Below are 17,317 nucleotides of genomic sequence, written 5' to 3'. Positions count from 1 at the left end.
CTCATCTTGGGTGAGACGCGCGGAGTTAAATCACTGATTTGCCCGACGGCGAAAGCGGAATGTTTTTTGCGCGAGGGCTGGACAGACTTTTGCTGATTTGCCCGTCGGGTTGATTTGTCGCACCCATTGTCTCCACATCGTCATTGCGAGCCACCGGGTCGGCGCTACCGCGCCGACCCGGTGGCTCGCAATGACGGATAGCTTATGCCGAGGTGTTACTCTCCACGAGTGCGGCGATCGCAGCCTCGATCGACACCGAGCCTTTGCGGGCATTGGCACCTTTGTCGGCAAAATCGATCCAACCCTGGTTGAAGCCGTCGATCATCTGCATTCTCGGCAGGGGGTTATGCATGCCCTGCTCCCGAAAGATCGCCTCCCATTGTTCGCGCGGCACGGCTTCAGCCCTGACTGGCTTGCCGAGCGCCCTGAAGAACGCCGCTGCGATAGCTGCGGGGCTGACGCGCCCTGCGGCTTCGAGCTCGACGATGCGGGTGCCGCTCCACTGCTGCTGCAACAGATCGGCGATGGCGTTACCGATGTCGGCGGTGGCGATCATCGGCACCGCACGATCGAGCGGTTGCAGATAGCTTGTGATGACGCCGTGATCCCGGGCTGAGGCGAGATCGATTGCCGCGTTCTCCATGAACCAGGCGGCGCGAAGGAAGGTCACCGGCAGGGCGAGCGTCGACAGCGCGCGTTCGAGCAGGCCGAGCTGGCTGAGCAGGTTCGGCCGCTGGGCATCCGCGCCGATCGTCGACAGCGCCACCACGCGTTTGGGCGCGCCGCGTGTCAGCGCCGCGCGCAGCGTATCGATCATCGCTCTAGCCTCGCGCCAATCGGGCGAGGGATCGAACAGCGGCGGCAGCATCACAAACGCGGCTTCCGCGCCCTCGAAGGCGCGGCCGAGTGCTTCGGCATCATCGAGATCGGCGATCGCGACCTCGCAGCCCTGCGCGGCCCAGCTCTCGCCCTTGGCGCGATGCCGCACGACGCCGCGCGGTCGCTTGCCTTGTGCGAGCAGGGCGCGAGCGGTGGCCCCGCCGACTTTTCCCGTGACTCCCATGACGGTGTACATGTCTCTCTCCTTTTGCCTGATATGAGCGCCGCCGGCCGAGCGACCCGTTGGCTTCACCCGGGCTACGTGGTTGCATGGAGGCGGCTACCAGGGCAGCCTGTCGCCGTGTCGATTGATGAACTTCAGGCCGGGCTTGCCGGCGCGGGCTTCTACTGCGGTTACGACCGGCGTGATGCTTTCGTCGATCGAGAGTATTGCTTCGCTGCCGCCCATTTCGGTCCGCACCCATCCCGGTGCGATCAAGAGCATCGCGCGCGGGTCACCGGAATGCCGCTGGCTGAAGCACTTCATCAGCATGTTGAGCGCGGCCTTGCTCGCGCTGTAGAGCTCCCAGAAGCCGCGATTGGCGGCGATGCTGCCGAGTTCGGACGACATCACCGCGATGATGCCGCGCGGCGGCACCTGGTCCTCGAAGGTCTCGACCACGCGCATCGGCGACAGCGCGTTGGTCACCATCATGGCGACGAAGTCCTCGACATCAGCATCGATCGGCGTGTTCTCGCGCGCGAGGCAGATGCCTGCATTGACGAGCAAGGTGTCGATGATGCGACTCCCGAGGCGCCCCTTCAGCGCCTTGATGGAGGCCGGATCGGTGGTGTCGACGGTTTCGATCTCGAGGCTTACGGGAAAGCGCACGGCAAGATCGTCCAGCGCTTTCGACGGGGTACGCACCGTGGCGGTCACCTGGTAGTCGCGGCCGCAATATTGCCCGACCAGCGCAAGACCAAGTCCGCGGGAGGCGCCGATGATGAGAACGGTTTTCCTGGTTGCCAAAAGAGAGGTCCTTTCCGAGATCGTTTGATCCGACGGGATGGACTCATTCACCTCGACACTGATGATCCCAGTGCGGATATGTCAGATGACTGGTGACCGAAAATCAGCAAAGGGTTGCTTATGGAAGCGTGAGGCGGGTGCACCTCGCCCCGCTTGCGGGGAGAGGTCGAAATTCAAGCAGAGCTTGAATTTCGGGTGAGGGAGAGCTTCCGCGAGTCCGTCTGTCACCGTGTTCGCGGAGAGAGCCCCTCACCCCAACCCTCTCAGAGCGAGCTCTGCTCGTCTCGGCCCCTAAGAACGGGGAGAGGGAGAAAGGCCGTCACTTGGCGCGCGAGCGGGTCGCTCCCTGCGCGGCCTTCAGTGCGAATTCGATGAAGGCGCGGACTTTCGCCGGCGGATGGTGGCGCGAGGGATGCAGTGCGTAGAGCGGGAAGGTTTCGCCCGGCCAGTCCGGAAACAATTCGATGAGGCGGCCCGAGTCCAGCAGCGGCTGCACGCCGATGGCCAGCAGTTGTGCGATCCCTGTGCCGGCGATGCATTCGTTGATCATCGTGCCGACGTCGGTCAGCACCAGCGCACCCGAGGTCTTCACCGGCAGCACTTTCTTGCCGGCGTGAAATTCCCATTCGAAGAGACGTCCGGACAGCGGATCAATGAACTGGATGCAGGAATGATCCTGCAGTTCGTTAGGATGCTTGGGACGGCCGTGCTTCCTAAGGTAGCCGGGCGAGGCGACGGTCAGCACGCGCGTCTCCAGCAGTTTGCGCGCGATCAGCGTGCCGGCGGGAGGTTCGCCGAAGCGCATCGCCACGTCGATGCCATCGGCGACGAGATCGCCGACATGCTCGACAATTGGCGCACGCTCGGCATGCGCGGCACCGGCTCCAACGATGTTGTGATCGACGGCCACATCGTGCCGGAGGCCGCGGTCGCGGCGAGACGCAAGGCCGGCGAATGGCATCCGCTGTTCCAGATCATCGCGACCACCGCGTTCCCGCTGGTCTACTCGGTCTATCTCGGCGTTGCCGAGAGTGCCCGTGACATCGCGATCGCCACCGCGAAGCGCAAGACGCCGGACCAGCATGCGATCCAGCTCGCCGGCCGTATGGATACCGAGCTCGCGGCGGCGCGGCTCGCGCGTGAATGGATGCTGGCTGCCGTGCGTCTCAACGCGCCGTCGGCTGCGACCGTCAACCAGGTGATGATGGGCCGTCAGCTCGTCGCGCGGCATGCGATCGCGGCGGTCGAATATGCGATGGAGCTCGCCGGCGGCGCCGGCTTCTATCGCGCCACGGGGCTGGAGCGGCGCTTCCGCGACATCCAGGCGGCGCGCTACCATCCGCTGCAATCGGGCCCGCAGGCGCAATATGCGGGATCGATGGCGCTCGGTCTGCCGGTCGACCGGGTGTATTGAGCACCGCGTTGATGACGACAACTCGCGGTCGCGCCGCGTTCGTTGTCGCGAGGCAGGCAATCCGTCACGCCGCCGCCGGCGTCGAATGGATTGCCGCCGCACTCGCGCAACACATGATGACGACGGCCCATGCCGGCGCGACGTTTTCGCTTCTGATGTCAAAGAGCCGAGGGGACGCGCGCCGTCGTCCTCGCGGCGGAAGACGTCCGAGGCTTGCGGCCGTTTCGCCCTCTTGAGGAACGAATCGTAGGGTGGGCAAAGCGAAGCGTGCCCACCGCCACGAGCCGAGTACGGAGGGTGGGCACGCTGCGCTTTGCCCACCCTACGCTTCTGATTTGCCCGCTGGGCAGTCACACTCCGCTGTCGTTCCCGCGAAAGCGGGGACCCATAACCACAGGTGATTGTTGTGGCGCGAGCAAGCGGTTGCGGCGGAGCAGACTACAAACGCTTGTGGTTAGGGGTCCCGAGTCCCGGCTACGCCAAGGCTTCGCTGCGGCGCGCAAGCCCGGGACGGCGGGAGAGGGCTCGGTCGGCTGCGTCGACCGTGGCTGCCTCCCGGTTTTGATCCTGATCGAGCTCAGCAGCATCGCGGCGACGATCATCACCAGGATTCCACCAAGGCTGAGCGCAATCTGCATCGCAAGCCCATCCGAGATGTCGAGCAGCGCCACGTGGCTGGCGAACGCCAGCAGAACGCCGAGGCAATAGATTGGAAGCGAGTTCGCGCCACAGCGTATCGCGCCGCGCATCACCGGCGTCGCCAGCCCTCGCCAATTGTAAGGCACAAACCATGCAGCCAAAACCGCAAGAGCCAGAAAATGCAGCAGTCGCAATGGACTGAGATTCGATTTGTCTACTGGGAAAAGCAGATTCGTCAGGGTCTGCGGGAGCAGCGGTTCCAGCGGCTTGATGCTCGAGCTCAATGCGATGATCAGGCTGAAAACCAGATAGAGAACGGCCAGGATCAGCGCCGCGCGCGAGGTCACCCACGGCCGGAATCCGTTTCCCTCGATAACCCACCAGGCGCCGAGCATAAGCAGAAGCTGCCAGGCAAGGGGATTGAAGTACCAGACGTTGTTCGGCCAGGCGGGGACGGTCCAGCCGAAGACGTGCACGAGCCCATAAAGCAACACCGAGGCACCAAGCGTCACGTTCGGTACGCGCAACAGCAGCCACAGAAGCGGCGCGAACAGGACGTGATAAATCACGAAAACCGCCAAGATATCGGTGTTGACGGGACGGTATTGCAGGATCGCAGCGTGCGCGAGCGCCGCGCCCGGATGCTCCAACAGGATGCGCGTATTGGTCGCGTCGGCAAGATGGTCGCGGCCTGCAAGGTAAACCATGGTGACGCAAGCGAGCGTGAGCAGCAAAGATGCAGCATATATGTCCCATCCTCGCCGCAGCGAACGGCTGAGCACGCCGCTCCAGCCCTCGCGCTGACGCGCCCTACCGTACGCCAGCGCGCAGGTCACGCCCGACATGAACATGAATACTTCCGCGGCATCGCTGAAGCCGTAGTGCCGCAGTGTCAGCCAACTTCCGATGTTGTCGGGGACATGGTCAAGAAAAATGCACCATAGCGCGATGCCGCGGCAGGCATCGATCCGCAGGTCGCGGCCAAACCCCTCGAGTTCCGGCGGCGACTCGTCGGCCAATCGCTTCGAGATGTGAGTTCGATCATGCATCTGGTTAACCTGTCCAGCGTGCGAGCGCGCTCTCGGTCGGACACAGGTCGACGAGACAGCCGATGCGGTTACGAGGCCCGGCTATCGGATGGCTTGGGCTTCTTTCGTGGCGGGGCGGTCGTCCCCACCGCTAACCCGATCACCAGGGCCGGCAGGATCGCCGGCGTCGCAATTCGCTTCCCGGATTTCGTCGTTCGCAACCGGGATCAGAAGCTGCTGTCGCATTTCGGCGAGGCGGGCGCGGCAATATTCGCGGTAAAGCAGGTCTAATATGATGGACATGATCGAATCCTCGCTTGATCATCACCGTCGACATCCCACGCATTTCGCCCGCGGCCGAAAATGACCTGTGCCGGGGGAGTTGGTTTCCGACGAGATCTGATGACGATTTTCGCGCCGCCAAAGTACGAAACGAAATCGGTATCAGCGGACATCCAAGTGCTGCAGATCGATCTGCACCGCGGATCGTTGAGTTCGATCAATCGCGAACAACGTGGTAAAGCTGAACCAGCGCTTGCAGGCGCCGGCGATTTCTAAAAATCGGCGTGATGGCGGCAACGAGAAATAGAGTTGTCACGGCTATCTCTCCTTAAAGGAGATTTTTGACGTCGACTTTCGCAATAATATTATGGGTCTAATTTTCTGGCCGCCAAGTGAGCCAATTCACATCAGCATCGATCACGGGTGAGTGAGACTAGCAGGCGGACGCTGTGGTTTCTTGGACTGCTGCGCACCGCATAAACGAAGGTTGGTGCGCGAATTGCAAACTACACATGCCGGCATCATTGTTGGAGCGCTTTATCCGAATGTTTTATCAACGCTGGGAGAGTGGCCATGTCTACCGGCGCTACCGATTTCGTATCGTATCGATTCTCGACGCGCGAGCTCCCGGAGCGGATTCGCATCCCGATGTGGCGCGAGAATTTTGGTCGAACCATAGTCCACGCCGATATCGAGCCTTCATCGGAGGTGCCGTTTCAGGCCGAAGCGACATTACACGCCCTTCAGGGGTTGCGCATGCTCTCCTTGAAGGGTTCAGCAATGCGCTTCAAGCGGTCGCAAACGAACATTGTTGATGGTGATGACTCGATCGGCCTCATCGTCAGTCTGCCCGGCAGGAGTCAGCTATCGCAGCGCGGCCAGGAGTTCGAGCTCCGCGGCGGCGATGCAACGGCGATTCTGCATTCGGAGCCCGTCGCTGTCACCTATCTGGAAGGATTGCAATTTGGTCTGGCCTTGCCGCGCGATGCGCTTGCGTCGCGCGTGACCGAGGTCGACGACCTCACCATGCGGCCGATTTGTCGCCGAACCGAAGCGCTCCGACTTCTCATGACTTATGTGAAGTTGGCATTGAAGGAGGACGCTCTAGCTGCCCCTAAGCTACGTGATGCGATCGTTAGTCACATCCACGATCTCGCGGCGCTCGCAATCAGCGAGCACGCTCCCTTGGGCGAGAGCAACGCGAGCGCAGTCATGGCTGCGCGCCACAGCGCCGCCCTCGACCATATCGCGGCGCACTTTCAGGACCCGGAGCTCACCCTGGAGGTGGTAGCCGATAGGCAGGGCATCTCTCCTCGTTATCTGCAGCGCCTGATGGCGTCATCCGGAACGTCGTTCACGGGGCGCGTGAATGAGTTACGGCTCCAAAAGGCGTTTATGCTGCTGTTCCAGCCCCAGGACAACGCGCGGCGAATTTCCGACATCGCGCTGGAAGTCGGCTTCTCGGATATTTCGCATTTTAACCGGCTATTCCGCGCCCGCTTCGGCGATTCGCCACGCCGCGTGCGCAGCGCCGGAGGGGGTAATGGTGCGTGACACGTGACCCCGATCCGCGGGTGCCGCGAGCAGTGCGGCGCTGGCGTCGCGCAACACTTGCATCTGTCGTAGGGTGGGCAAAGCGCAGCGTGCCCACCGCCACGAGCGGAGTGTCGATGGTGGGCACGCTTACGCTTTGCCCACCCTACGCGGCTGCGCTCACTCAATCATTGCCGATGGTTTCGCCGAACAGCTCCCAGGTTTCGCCATTGAAGCGCTGCAGGCGCATGGCTTCGATCGGGAAGTAATCGGCCGGTGATGTCCTGAGTTTGATGCCGGGCAGCAACATCGGCAGCGTCACGTCGAGATTGGCGGCCTGCTTCATGATGTTCTCGTGCGTCAGCTCGTCGCCGCACTGCTTGAGCACCTGCACCGTTGCTTCCGCCACGACATAGCCGTAGACGATGAGCTGGTCCTGCATGTTGCCGTCAGGAAAATAGGTCTTCATGAACGCAAGCCATTCCTGGACGTCCTTGTCGTCCTTCCACTGTGGATCGTTCGGATCCTTCAGCGAGTAGGACGAGATGATCCCTTTCGCATGGTCGAAGCCGGCGGGCTTCAGCACCGAGGAGACCGAGGTCGAGGTCGCGGCCAGGAAGAACATGTCCGGCTTCCAGCCGATCTCGCCGACCTTGCGGATCGCCTGCGCCGCCTGTTTCGGGATCGCATGCATGAACAGCACGTCCGCGCCGGATGATTTCAGCTTCACGATCTGGCTGTCGATGGTCGGATCGGTGGATTCATAGGTCGCTTCCGCGACGATCATCTTGGCGTGCTCCGGCCCCAGCCCCTTCTTGAAGCCGTTGCCGTAATCCTTGCCGGCGTCGTCGTTCTGATAAAACAGCGCGATCTTCGCGTCCGGCTTGTTCTTCAGCACGTATTTTGCGTAGACCGCGGTCTCGGCCTGGTAGGAAGGCTGGAAGCCGATCGAATAGGGGAAGTGCTCGTGGTCGCCCCACAGCGTCGCGCCGGCGCCCACGAAGAGCTGCGGCACCTTCTTGTCGTTGAGATATTTGCGTACGCTCAATCCCGTCGGCGTGCCCAGCGGGTTGAGGATCGCGGCCACTTCCTCCTGCTCGACCAGCTTGCGGGTCTGCTCCACGGTCTTCGGCGGGCTGTAGGCATCGTCGAGGCTGATCAGGTTGATCTTGCGTCCGTTGAGGCCGCCCTTGTCGTTGATCATCTTGAAATAGGCGAGCTGGGTCTTCGCGATGACGCTGTAGGCCGAGGCCGGCCCGCTATAGGGCGAGGTCTGGCCGAGCCGGATCTCGGTGTCGGTCACCCCCGGACCATACTTCTTCTCCGCCGCGGCGGCCGCCGATGTCACGAGCGCCGCAATCGCGACGAGCGCCTGCCATTTCATTGTCTCTCTCCCTTGCTGTTGTTCTGCTTGTTGTCGGATCGAGCCCGCCGCACGCGCGGCGTGTCGATACGGCAAGCAAACCAGCCGGCGGAGATCGTGACAAGCGCGCGGGCAGGGAGGTTGCGTCGCGGTCCGCGCATGTGGCTACGGCTCATGCCGCGGGAAGGAATTACGCTTGCGCCCGTCATTCCGGGGCGCGCGAAGCGCGAGCCCGGAATCCATTTCGCCGTCTACGCCTGCGGCCCGATGGATTCCGGGCTCGTCCTTCGGACGCCCCGGAATGACAAGCGCGGTTTGCGGGTCGAGCCGGAGACGACGGCGCTACACCTCACGCCGCTTCCGGCGGGGCCTGCTCGGTCGGCGCTTCCGGCATTGGGAAGGTCTTGTACTGCTTCGGCAGGTTGATCGGGCGATAGTCCTTCACCGCGTCCATGCGCTTGATCACGGATTCGTGGATCACGGCATCATCAGGGATCAGCCGCGGCTCGCAGTCGGGGATGTAGAAGCCGAAATGCGATTTGCGCTCCGGCCATTCCTTGTAGGTGGCCTTCTTCGGCAGGTATTCCATCATGCGCCAGCCCCAGGTCATCGGGTCGTGCATCTCGCCCGCGACGTCGGGCTTGACGTAAGTGAACGGGCTGCCCCTGCGTTGCACGCCCCAGGCGAGCTGCTTCACCATCTGCATGTTCACCGTGAGCCCGGACTTCGTGGCCTCCTCTAACATCCAGAGCAGCGGATATTTCGACAGCGCGCTTTGCGCTTCCGGATAGCCGCCGCCGATGTCGCCATGCGCGCCGGCGAACCACACCTGCAAAATGTCCTGAGCTTCGGCCTTCTCATCGGGGATGAAGCGGTTGCTGAAGAAGAGCTGCGGCTCGTCATACTTCTTCAGGCGGAACATGCAGCGCCGCTCGTCGATCGAGATCGCCTGGCGGAAGATCCTGATGCTCGGATTGTGCAGCGTGAAGGCGAGCTCTTCCAGGCTCGGCCAATAGAGCCGGTCCGGCCTCGGCACGAAGACGCTCGCGACCGTATCCCAAACGCCGACGAAGCGGATGGTCGGCCAGCGCACGGAGAGAATGCGCGCGAACTGCGCCGCATTGTCGTAGCGGTCCTTCGGCAGCGGCCCGAACTCGTCGCTCGCCGGCCGTTGCAGCCTGGCATCCGTGCCCGCTTTGCCGTCATCGGAGAACTGCTTGTAGGCGGTGAGCCCGCTGCCGGCGAGGTTGACCTGTTCCGGCGAGATCAGCCCGATCTTGTGGATCAGCCCGGCCAGCACCCGCACGGTATAGGCGCCGCGCGAGAAGCCGAACAGGTAGACCGCATCGCCGTCCTGGTAATGGTGGACCAGGAATTCATAGGCCGCGAGCACATTGTCATCGAGCCCGTAGCCGGTGGTGAGCCCCAGGATCGCATTGAAATCCTGCTTCAGCTTGCGCCACGGATCCGGCCGCGCCAGCGTGCCGACGCCTGGATCGTAATAGACGAACTGCCGCGGCGACGTCTTCTCCGTCTTGCGCAGGCAGCGATAGAGCTTCAGGACGTTGGAAATGTTCTCGTTGATCTCGTTCCCGGTCCCATCGCAGCAAATCACGATGTTTCGCATGGAAGTCCCCTCCCTGCTACTACCTCGGCGAGTATAGCGGAATTCGCCTTGGCGGTGCTAGTCACACGGATGCGCCGAGAGCCATTTCAACATCAAAGACCGGAGTCTCGAATACGCCTTCCGGGCGATAGCATGGTGATCGAGTTTGCCGTGCTTAAGCCTTCACGAGGGCGCCGACCCCTATTTGCCTGGTTAGAACGCCTTTGCGTTAGAGGTTAGCAATCGATGGTGAATCAGCTCGATCGATGCGAGTAAAGGAGTTCGTCCAGCCTGCATGCGGCTCTGTAGATCGCGCTACGCCGATTGCTGCTCTTGCCATTGTTACCCTGTGCGCGATTCAAACTTGCCAATAGATGCGGGCGTAGCGCGGCGGCTTTACGGTAGTTGGACGGCAAACCCTGGACCGCGTTTGCAAAAAGCACGTCAGCGATTTCATCAGTTGGCGGAACAACACTTCCATCCAAAATTGCTGCCATTATCTTGGACGGCTTGCCCAAATGCTCCTTCTGGGCGGTTGATTTCCGCAACAGTCGTTGGACGACCGCGTCTCGGCTAGCAGGGTGTGTCGCAACTTGTCGGCGAAGGTCATCCACGATTTCATCGACGCTGCAGCCTGCCGCTCTAATGTAGTACCAAATCGGGAGCCATCGTCGCTGCGCATGTGCTTGAAAGTGGATGTATTGCATAGGGTCCGCGACCCTCTCCCCTTCAAGAAAATTTCTGATCACAGCGTCGGCCGTAACGTTGTCTCGAATTACCTGTGCACGGTGGCGCTCAACCGCTTTGACGGGCTCCACATCGCCGATCAGTCTGAGGGCCGGTGCGCCCTTTGTTTCAGAAAAATCGCCTTCGCGAATGAATTGAATGTTCGAAAGAAGCGATTTGTCTATAACGAAGGTCCCGCTTTTGCCGTTAACTTCACCCGTATCCAAATTGAGTGTCGCGTCGACCCCTGTAGCTACTCTTCTCATTCGCGTCGAGAATTCGGCCACCGCCTTCTGCTCTCGATCGGCGATAATTTGTCTTAACTCGCCGGGCTTGATCGCTCGTGTTTCACCAACGTAGCGATAGTAGATCGTTCCTTCCTTAAGGTCGTTGCCAATATTCTTAAGCGCCATTATGGGAGCGTGTGCATGCTTTTCGACGTGTATAATGCCGATCGATTTTCCGCCGAGTTCAATAGCAGTTTTCGATATCCGAGGTATCGGGTCGAGCGAGCTGGCAAGCGTGCGATTTATTTCTGCAGGATCTGTCTTTGCGAAATTCTCGTCTGATAGGCCTTCCACTGAAAAGGTCTGATTGACGACGCCAAAGAAGATATAGCCGCCATTGTTGTTCGCGAGCCCGGCGATTGATCTGATAACATCAGCGAAGCGGACTTCAGGATTGAGACGAAACGCGCGCTTGCATTCTGTATGATCGGTTTCTCCGGCCGAAAGTATCCAAGCTCCGGCCTGTTCGTGGAACATCGATCTAAGGTGTGTCTGCTCGACGGCCGTGCGCGGAGTGCTTCTGCTGTCCGCTTGCGCTTCCCAGTTTTGCAAAAACTCATCGAGGGCCGCTTGAGTGGCCTCCTCGACTGATGCGCCATACTTACTTTGCTTTATTTGCGTAATTCGGCCCGAACTGATCAGCCGTTTCGGCTTGTTGAAGAAGAAATGAATAACGTCATTTTTCATTCCGCGCCGGAGCATCGCCTTCGCAAGGGCGATCTCGTCGTCAGTCATTGTGCGTCGGCGCTTCCCCATCCTCATCGCTATCCGAATCGGGTCTAACTACGCAAATTTAACGTGTTTCAGGATGAAGCGCCGTGCGCCATACGACATTGTCCACCAGAGCCAAGATTGGTGCGGTAGCCTTCAACGTGTGCGGGATACGAATAAACATAAACGGCCGGGTCTTTCGACCCGGCCGCTCAAACTCTCAAACCATTACTCTGATACAGCCAGCCTCAGCTCGCCCGCTTCTCCGCAGCCGCAGCCTGCTTCTTCTCGATCTGCCGCTTCAGCTCCAGCGCGCGCGGCGAGAGGTGCGCGGCATTCGCCTTCCGCAGGAACGCATCGAGGCCGCCGTTGTGGTCGACGCTCTTAATCGCGTTCGAGGAGACGCGCAGGCGGATGTTGCGGCCGAGCGATTCCGACTGGAAGGTGATGTTGCAGAGGTTCGGCAGGAAACGCCGCTTGGTCTTGATGTTCGAGTGGCTCACCTTGTGGCCCACTTGCGGGCCCTTGGCCGTCAGTTCACAGCGCCGCGACATTGTTCAAATCCTCTTCCATCCCCGCTTAACCAACAGCGCGCGCCGCGCGCGGCGGGGGTCCAATTCCACGTCCATTTTCCAGGAACCGCGGACGTATAGGGGGTGAGCCGCAAAGCGTCAAGGTTTTATAGCTTTCAGGGCCTCGTTCCGGTGCCCTGAAACTCCTAATTTGACCGCGTTTTCTTTGCGCCGGCCGGTAAAACGCTATGGAGCCCAAAACCTGCACGTTCACAAGGCTGTTCAGCGGTTTAACCTACCATATAAAGGGCGTATTCAGGCTCGTAAGGTGGTTCCGTTTTCGCCCGCGTTGCTTGCCGGTCATTTCTTCTCTTCCCAAATGATCTCTGGCGCCGACGACAGGATCGTTAAGTTTGTGAGCATTTTCAGCAGTTTTCTGCCCTCCGTGAGGGAATCCTGGCTGTTGTGCGCCGGCGCGCTGTTCATGCTGTTGCCGGAGGGCGCGCACGCGCAGGGCCGGCTGGATGCGCAGTACGAGGCCTCGCTCGCCGGTATCGCCGTCGGCAAGGGAAGTTGGACCATCGAGATCGGTGACGACACCTTTTCCGCGATCGCGCAGGGCGGCACCGCCGGGCTCTTGAAGGCATTCGCCGGCGCCGGCGGGATGGGCGGGTCCCAGGGGCGCGTGGTCAACGGCGCGCTGGTGGCATCGGGCTATACCGTCAACTACAACAGCTACAAGAAATCCGAGATCATCCGGATGGCGCTCGGCGGCGGCGGCATCAAGGAAACCGTGATCGAGCCGGAACCGCCGGTCGATCCGAACCGCATCCCGGTCACCGAGGCCCACAAGAAGAACGTGTTCGATCCGATGACCGGCTCGCTGCTGCGAGTGCCGGGCACGGGCGAACTGATGAGCCCGGATAGCTGCCGCACCAGCGCGGGCATTTTCGACGGCCGGTTGCGCTACGATTTGAAGCTCGATTTCAAGCGCGTGGAAATGGTCAAGGCGGAGAAGGGCTATCAGGGCCCGGCGCTGGTCTGTGCGATCTATTTCACGCCGATCGCGGGCTATATCCCCGACCGTCCCGTCATCAAGTATCTCGCCGAAGCGCGCAACATGGAGATCGCCTTCGTGCCGATCGCGGGCACGCGCATCCTGATCCCGTACCGCGTCAAGATCCCGACGCCGTTCGGGCTCGCCATGCTGGAGGCGACGTCGTTCGTGACGTCGGCCACGCCGCCGCGGGTGGCGAAGACGCAGTGAGGCTGCGCACCGTCATTCCGGGGCATCGCGAAGCGATGAGCCCGGAATCCATTTCTCCGCTGGTGCATGCGGCCCGATGGATTCTCTGATGTGCAAGAGCACATCATAGCTCGTCCTGCGGACGCCCCGGAATGACGGAGAAACAGGAATCCTGTTGACTCTTTGCCGCTTCTGATTCGACTCCGCATCTCAACGATTTTAAGGAATTTGCCCGCGCCGTGACCATCCTCAAACCCCATCTAGTGCTGGAACTGAAGCGCCGCCGCGACATGTTGCGGTGAACGGAGAAGAACGGCAGTGGAGTCAGCGATTCGGCCGCGATTTGTTCTAGACTCGTTCCGAAGCTTAAGCCGCGGCGGAGGGGCCGTCGCATTGTGAGACAATTTTTTGCGGAAGTGCCGGCACATGAACAGCTTTATCCCCCTCACCCTGAGGAGGTCGCGCGAGCGACTGTCTCGAAGGGCGAGGGCCCCCGATGCCTATGGCAAGCGGGAATGCATGGATATATCCGCACCTCATCCTTCGAGACGCGCGTTCCGCGCTCCTCAGGATGAGGAACTGAGATAGCGTTCGCGGCCGACAAGCACCAAGAAAAGTACCAAGAACATCATGGCTCTTTCCTCTCCTCCCTTCGCCCATGAGCGCGCGCCCGGCGCCGGCGTCACCGCCGTGCTCGGGCCGACCAATACCGGCAAGACGCATCTCGCCATCGAGCGCATGCTTGGGCATTCGTCCGGGCTGATCGGGCTGCCGCTGCGGCTCTTGGCGCGCGAGGTCTACAACAAGATCGCCGATCGCGCTGGGCCCGAGAGCGTCGCGCTGATCACCGGCGAGGAGAAGATCAAGCCGAAGTCGCCGCGCTTCTGGGTCTCGACGGTCGAGGCGATGCCGCGCGATCTCGACGTCTCGTTCCTTGCGGTCGACGAGATCCAGATCGCGGCCGATCTCGAGCGCGGGCATGTCTTCACCGACCGCATCCTCAATCGGCGCGGCCGCGATGAGACGCTGCTGCTGGGGGCTGCGACGATGCGTCCCATCATCGAGCGGCTGCTACCCGGCGCCTCCATCATCACAAGGCCAAGGCTCTCGACGCTCGAATTCGCCGGCGACCGCAAGATCACGCGGCAGCCGCGGCGCACCGCGATCGTCGCGTTCTCGGCGGACGAGGTCTATGCGATTGCGGAATTGATCCGCCGCCAGCATGGCGGCGCGGCGGTCGTGCTCGGCTCGCTCTCGCCGCGCACGCGCAATGCGCAGGTCGCAATGTTCCAGAACGGCGACGTCGATTACCTCGTCGCCACCGACGCCGTCGGCATGGGGCTGAATCTCGACGTCGATCACGTCGCCTTTGCCTCCGACCGCAAATACGACGGCTATCAGTTCCGTCGCCTGACGCCGGCCGAGTTCGCGCAGATCGCCGGACGCGCGGGGCGCGCGACGCGCAATGGCACCTTCGGCACTACGGGCCGCTGCGCGCCGTTCGAGCCGGAACTGGTGAACGCGCTGCAGAACCACACCTTCGACAGCGTGAAAATGCTGCAATGGCGCAATTCGAAGCTGGATTTCTCCTCGCTCGGCAGCCTGCAGGTCTCACTGTCGCTGCCGCCTTCGCATGAGGTGCTGACGAGGGCGCCGATCGCGGAAGACATGCGCGTGCTCGACCATGCCGCGCGCGATGCCGAGGTGCGCGACATGGCGCATGGCGCTACCGCCGTCGAGCGGCTATGGGAGACTTGTCAGATACCCGATTACCGAAAGCTCTCGCCGGCCGCCCATGCCGAGCTTGTGACCACCGTTTACGGCTTCCTGATGCAAAAGGGGCGTATTCCCGATGCATGGTTTGCCGCCCAGGTCGATCAGGCCGACCGCGTCGACGGCGACATCGACACGCTGTCGGGCCGGATCGCTCAGGTGCGCACCTGGACCTTCGTGGCGAACCGGCCGGACTGGCTGTCCGATCCCGAACATTGGCAGGGGATCACGCGCGAGCTCGAAAATAAATTATCCGATGCGCTGCATGAACGGCTCACGGAGCGTTTCGTTGATCGGCGTACCAGTGTATTGATGCGCCGCCTGCGGGAGAACTCTGTTTTGAATACTGAAATCGGCAAGACCGGCGAAGTCATCGTCGAGGGGCATGTGATCGGCCGGCTCGACGGATTCACTTTTGCGCCTGACGCGGCGGAAGCGGGCTCAGATGCCAAGGCGCTGCAGGCCGCAGCGCAGCAGGTGCTGGCGCGCGAGATCGACACGCGGGCCGAGAAACTGAGCGCCGCACCGGACGAAACCTTCGTGCTGACCTCCGACGGCACCATCCGCTGGACCGGCGATGCGGTGGCCAAACTCGTCGCGGCCGACGACGCGCTGCATCCGCGCTTGCGCATCATCTCCGACGAGCGGCTGACCGGCGCGCCGCGCGAGGCCGTGCAGAACCGGCTCGATCTCTGGCTCAAGACGCATATTACGAAATTGCTCGGGCCGCTGTTCGACCTGTCGAAGGCGGAGGATCTGCAAGGCATTGCACGCGGCATCGCGTTCCAGCTCGTGGAAGCGCTCGGCGTGCTGGAGCGGATCAAGATCTCGTCCGAGATGAAGGATCTCGACCAGCCCTCGCGGGCGACGCTGCGCAAATACGGCGTGCGGTTCGGGGCCTACCACATCTATTTCCCGCAGCTCCTGAAGCCGGCCGCACGCGCGTTGGCCTCGCTGCTCTGGGCCGAGAAGCAGGACAATGTCGATCTCTCGGCGCTCTCCAATGTGCAGCATCTGGCGTCGAGCGGGCGCACCTCGTTCCCGATCGACAAGGCACTGCCGCGCGATGCCTATCGCGTGCTCGGCTACAAGCAGTGCGGCGAGCGCGCGGTGCGCGTCGACATCCTGGAGCGGCTGGCGGACCTGATCCGTCCCGCACTGGCCTGGCGCGAGGGCTCGGCCGGCGAGAAGCCCGCGGGCGCGTTCGACGGCCGCGGCTTCGTGGTGACGCAGGCGATGACCTCGCTCACCGGCTCGGCCGGCGAGGATTTCGCCTCGATCCTGCGCGCGCTCGGCTATCGCATGGAACGCCGCCCGGCCCCGCCGCCGAAGCCGGTGGAAGTGGTCGAGACAGTGTCCGCCGAGACGCCGCCGGTGGAAGCGCCTGCCGAGGCTGCGGCGGAGGCACCGGTGGAAGAAGTGGCCGCCGAGCTGCCCGCGTCCGATGAGGTTAGCCCATCCGCGGCGCTGTTGCCCGAAGTTACCCTGGCGCCCGCGCCGAGCGAGGAACCAGCGGCTGCCGCCGCAGAGCCCATCGCTGAAGCGCAGCCGGAACCGGAAGCGACTGAGGCGCAGGCAGAGCCGGTGGCTGAAGCGCAGCCGGAGCCTGAGGCGATCGAGGCGCAGGCAGATCCAGTCGCCGAAGTACAGGCGGAGTCAGCCATTCCCGCAGAGGTCCCTGCCGACGCGCCGGCAGAGCCGATGCCAACGGAGGCTATAGCCGAGGCTGCAGCCGGTGCCGAGGAAGCCGCACCTGCCGAAGCAGTCGCCGCGCCCGCCGCAGCCGAGACCCCGGCCGAACCGCAACTGGTCGAAGTCTGGCGCCCCGGCGGCCGCTCCGAGGAGCGTCGCCCGCGCCATGACCGCAACCGCCACCGCCATCAGCCGCGCGAGGGCGCGCAGGGCGCGGCCGCAGCGGGCGAAGGTGCCGATGGCGCGCAGCGCGACCAGCAGCGCCGTGGCCGCCGCCATCACGAATTCCGCAAACCCCGTGAGGACGCGCCCCCCGCGGAAGCAGCCGCTGCAGCCGCCAGCAATGGCGCCCCGCGCGAGGACAAAGGCGGGCGCCGCGAGCGCTTCGAGGGCAAGGGCCGCGACCGCGACAATGATCGCCGCCGCGATAAATTCTCCGGCGACCGCAAGGATCGCGACCGTGGCGACCGCGAGCGCGGCGGCCGTGATTTCCGCGACAAAGGCGGCCGCGACAAGGGGCGCGAGAGCGGCCCGGCGCTCCGCCAATATGCGAGCTCGGCGCCGCGCGAACGCGAGCGCGCGATCGATCCGAATTCGCCGTTCGCAAAACTCGCGGCGCTGAAGGAACAGCTCGCCGGCAACCGCAAGGATTGAGC

The 17,317-nt window shown here is 62.5% G+C and carries 14 protein-coding genes; 6 read left to right on the top strand and 8 right to left on the bottom strand.

The genetic code is table 11. The features are described 5' to 3' along the window. Positions 1 to 202: 202 nt before the first annotated feature. From OZ411_RS28090 to OZ411_RS28080, 3 genes are all read right to left on the bottom strand, one after another. The gene (locus tag OZ411_RS28090; RefSeq protein ID WP_282530557.1) at positions 203 to 1,075 is read right to left on the bottom strand and encodes an NmrA family NAD(P)-binding protein; all 873 of its coding nucleotides are present in this window, start codon (positions 1,073 to 1,075) and stop codon (positions 203 to 205) included. Between the two features lie 84 nt (positions 1,076 to 1,159). Beyond that, entirely contained in the window at positions 1,160 to 1,849 is a 690-nt protein-coding gene (locus OZ411_RS28085) for an SDR family NAD(P)-dependent oxidoreductase (protein WP_282530556.1), read from the bottom strand. Between the two features lie 319 nt (positions 1,850 to 2,168). Further along, complete coding sequence (locus OZ411_RS28080; protein WP_282530560.1) at positions 2,169 to 2,654, bottom strand: substrate binding domain-containing protein; 486 nt, start codon at positions 2,652 to 2,654, stop codon at positions 2,169 to 2,171. Positions 2,655 to 2,690: 36 nt separating this feature from the next. Here OZ411_RS28080 and OZ411_RS28075 point away from each other — a divergent pair, with 36 nt between their 5' ends. Next, on the top strand, positions 2,691 to 3,263 hold the full coding sequence (locus tag OZ411_RS28075) for an acyl-CoA dehydrogenase family protein (protein WP_282530555.1): 573 nt from the start codon (positions 2,691 to 2,693) through the stop codon (positions 3,261 to 3,263). A gap of 350 nt (positions 3,264 to 3,613) precedes the next feature. On the opposite strand, the gene OZ411_RS28070 is transcribed toward OZ411_RS28075, so the two are convergent. Beyond that, positions 3,614 to 4,951: an OpgC domain-containing protein gene (locus OZ411_RS28070; RefSeq protein ID WP_282530554.1), complete on the bottom strand. Its 1,338-nt coding sequence runs from the start codon at positions 4,949 to 4,951 to the stop codon at positions 3,614 to 3,616. 93 nt (positions 4,952 to 5,044) lie between these two features. Here OZ411_RS28070 and OZ411_RS28065 point away from each other — a divergent pair, with 93 nt between their 5' ends. The 3 genes from OZ411_RS28065 to OZ411_RS28055 all read left to right on the top strand — a co-directional run bounded on the left by OZ411_RS28065 (position 5,045) and on the right by OZ411_RS28055 (position 6,766). Then, entirely contained in the window at positions 5,045 to 5,221 is a 177-nt protein-coding gene (locus OZ411_RS28065; protein WP_282530553.1) for a hypothetical protein, read from the top strand. A gap of 111 nt (positions 5,222 to 5,332) precedes the next feature. After that, positions 5,333 to 5,488: a hypothetical protein gene (locus OZ411_RS28060; protein WP_282530552.1), complete on the top strand. Its 156-nt coding sequence runs from the start codon at positions 5,333 to 5,335 to the stop codon at positions 5,486 to 5,488. 297 nt (positions 5,489 to 5,785) lie between these two features. Beyond that, positions 5,786 to 6,766 (top strand): helix-turn-helix domain-containing protein, encoded by a 981-nt coding sequence (locus tag OZ411_RS28055; protein ID WP_282530551.1) that lies wholly within the window; start codon positions 5,786 to 5,788, stop codon positions 6,764 to 6,766. A 163-nt stretch (positions 6,767 to 6,929) separates the two neighbouring features. On the opposite strand, the gene OZ411_RS28050 is transcribed toward OZ411_RS28055, so the two are convergent. From OZ411_RS28050 to rpmB, 4 genes are all read right to left on the bottom strand, one after another. Then, positions 6,930 to 8,129 (bottom strand): ABC transporter substrate-binding protein, encoded by a 1,200-nt coding sequence (locus tag OZ411_RS28050; protein ID WP_282530550.1) that lies wholly within the window; start codon positions 8,127 to 8,129, stop codon positions 6,930 to 6,932. Between the two features lie 328 nt (positions 8,130 to 8,457). After that, positions 8,458 to 9,735, bottom strand: coding sequence for a DUF2235 domain-containing protein (locus OZ411_RS28045; RefSeq protein ID WP_282530549.1), 1,278 nt, complete (start codon positions 9,733 to 9,735; stop codon positions 8,458 to 8,460). Positions 9,736 to 9,968: 233 nt separating this feature from the next. Continuing rightward, entirely contained in the window at positions 9,969 to 11,462 is a 1,494-nt protein-coding gene (locus OZ411_RS28040) for an ATP-binding protein (protein WP_282530548.1), read from the bottom strand. 224 nt (positions 11,463 to 11,686) lie between these two features. Continuing rightward, positions 11,687 to 11,992, bottom strand: a complete 306-nt coding sequence (rpmB, locus tag OZ411_RS28035) for a 50S ribosomal protein L28 (RefSeq protein WP_282530547.1) — start codon at positions 11,990 to 11,992, stop codon at positions 11,687 to 11,689. Between the two features lie 442 nt (positions 11,993 to 12,434). Between rpmB and OZ411_RS28030 the strand changes: the two genes are divergently transcribed. Together OZ411_RS28030 and OZ411_RS28025 are read left to right on the top strand one after the other, a co-directional pair. Continuing rightward, a complete protein-coding gene (locus OZ411_RS28030) occupies positions 12,435 to 13,217 on the top strand; it encodes a DUF3108 domain-containing protein (protein WP_282530559.1) in 783 nt (260 codons plus the stop codon). Positions 13,218 to 13,826: 609 nt separating this feature from the next. Continuing rightward, positions 13,827 to 17,315 carry a helicase-related protein gene (locus OZ411_RS28025; protein WP_282530546.1) on the top strand — a complete coding sequence of 1,163 codons (3,489 nt, stop codon included), beginning with the start codon at positions 13,827 to 13,829 and terminating at the stop codon, positions 17,313 to 17,315. Positions 17,316 to 17,317: the final 2 nt, after the last annotated feature.

This window comes from Bradyrhizobium sp. Arg237L, from assembly GCF_029990105.1.
Classification (GTDB): domain Bacteria; phylum Pseudomonadota; class Alphaproteobacteria; order Rhizobiales; family Xanthobacteraceae; genus Bradyrhizobium.
This window is presented reverse-complemented; position numbering and strand designations above follow the sequence as displayed.

Excerpts from the sequence above, each read along its gene's own strand:
- OZ411_RS28080 (WP_282530560.1), bottom strand. The coding sequence starts at position 2,654 with ATGCGCTTCGGCGAACCTCCCGCCGGCACGCTGATCGCGCGCAAACTG.
- OZ411_RS28090 (WP_282530557.1), bottom strand. The coding sequence starts at position 1,075 with ATGTACACCGTCATGGGAGTCACGGGAAAAGTCGGCGGGGCCACCGCT.
- OZ411_RS28055 (WP_282530551.1), top strand. The coding sequence starts at position 5,786 with ATGTCTACCGGCGCTACCGATTTCGTATCGTATCGATTCTCGACGCGC.
- OZ411_RS28045 (WP_282530549.1), bottom strand. The coding sequence starts at position 9,735 with ATGCGAAACATCGTGATTTGCTGCGATGGGACCGGGAACGAGATCAAC.
- OZ411_RS28070 (WP_282530554.1), bottom strand. The coding sequence starts at position 4,951 with ATGCATGATCGAACTCACATCTCGAAGCGATTGGCCGACGAGTCGCCG.
- OZ411_RS28050 (WP_282530550.1), bottom strand. The coding sequence starts at position 8,129 with ATGAAATGGCAGGCGCTCGTCGCGATTGCGGCGCTCGTGACATCGGCG.
- OZ411_RS28025 (WP_282530546.1), top strand. The coding sequence starts at position 13,827 with ATGGCTCTTTCCTCTCCTCCCTTCGCCCATGAGCGCGCGCCCGGCGCC.
- OZ411_RS28075 (WP_282530555.1), top strand. The coding sequence starts at position 2,691 with ATGCTCGACAATTGGCGCACGCTCGGCATGCGCGGCACCGGCTCCAAC.
- OZ411_RS28030 (WP_282530559.1), top strand. The coding sequence starts at position 12,435 with ATGCTGTTGCCGGAGGGCGCGCACGCGCAGGGCCGGCTGGATGCGCAG.
- OZ411_RS28040 (WP_282530548.1), bottom strand. The coding sequence starts at position 11,462 with ATGACTGACGACGAGATCGCCCTTGCGAAGGCGATGCTCCGGCGCGGA.
- OZ411_RS28060 (WP_282530552.1), top strand. The coding sequence starts at position 5,333 with ATGACGATTTTCGCGCCGCCAAAGTACGAAACGAAATCGGTATCAGCG.
- rpmB (WP_282530547.1), bottom strand. The coding sequence starts at position 11,992 with ATGTCGCGGCGCTGTGAACTGACGGCCAAGGGCCCGCAAGTGGGCCAC.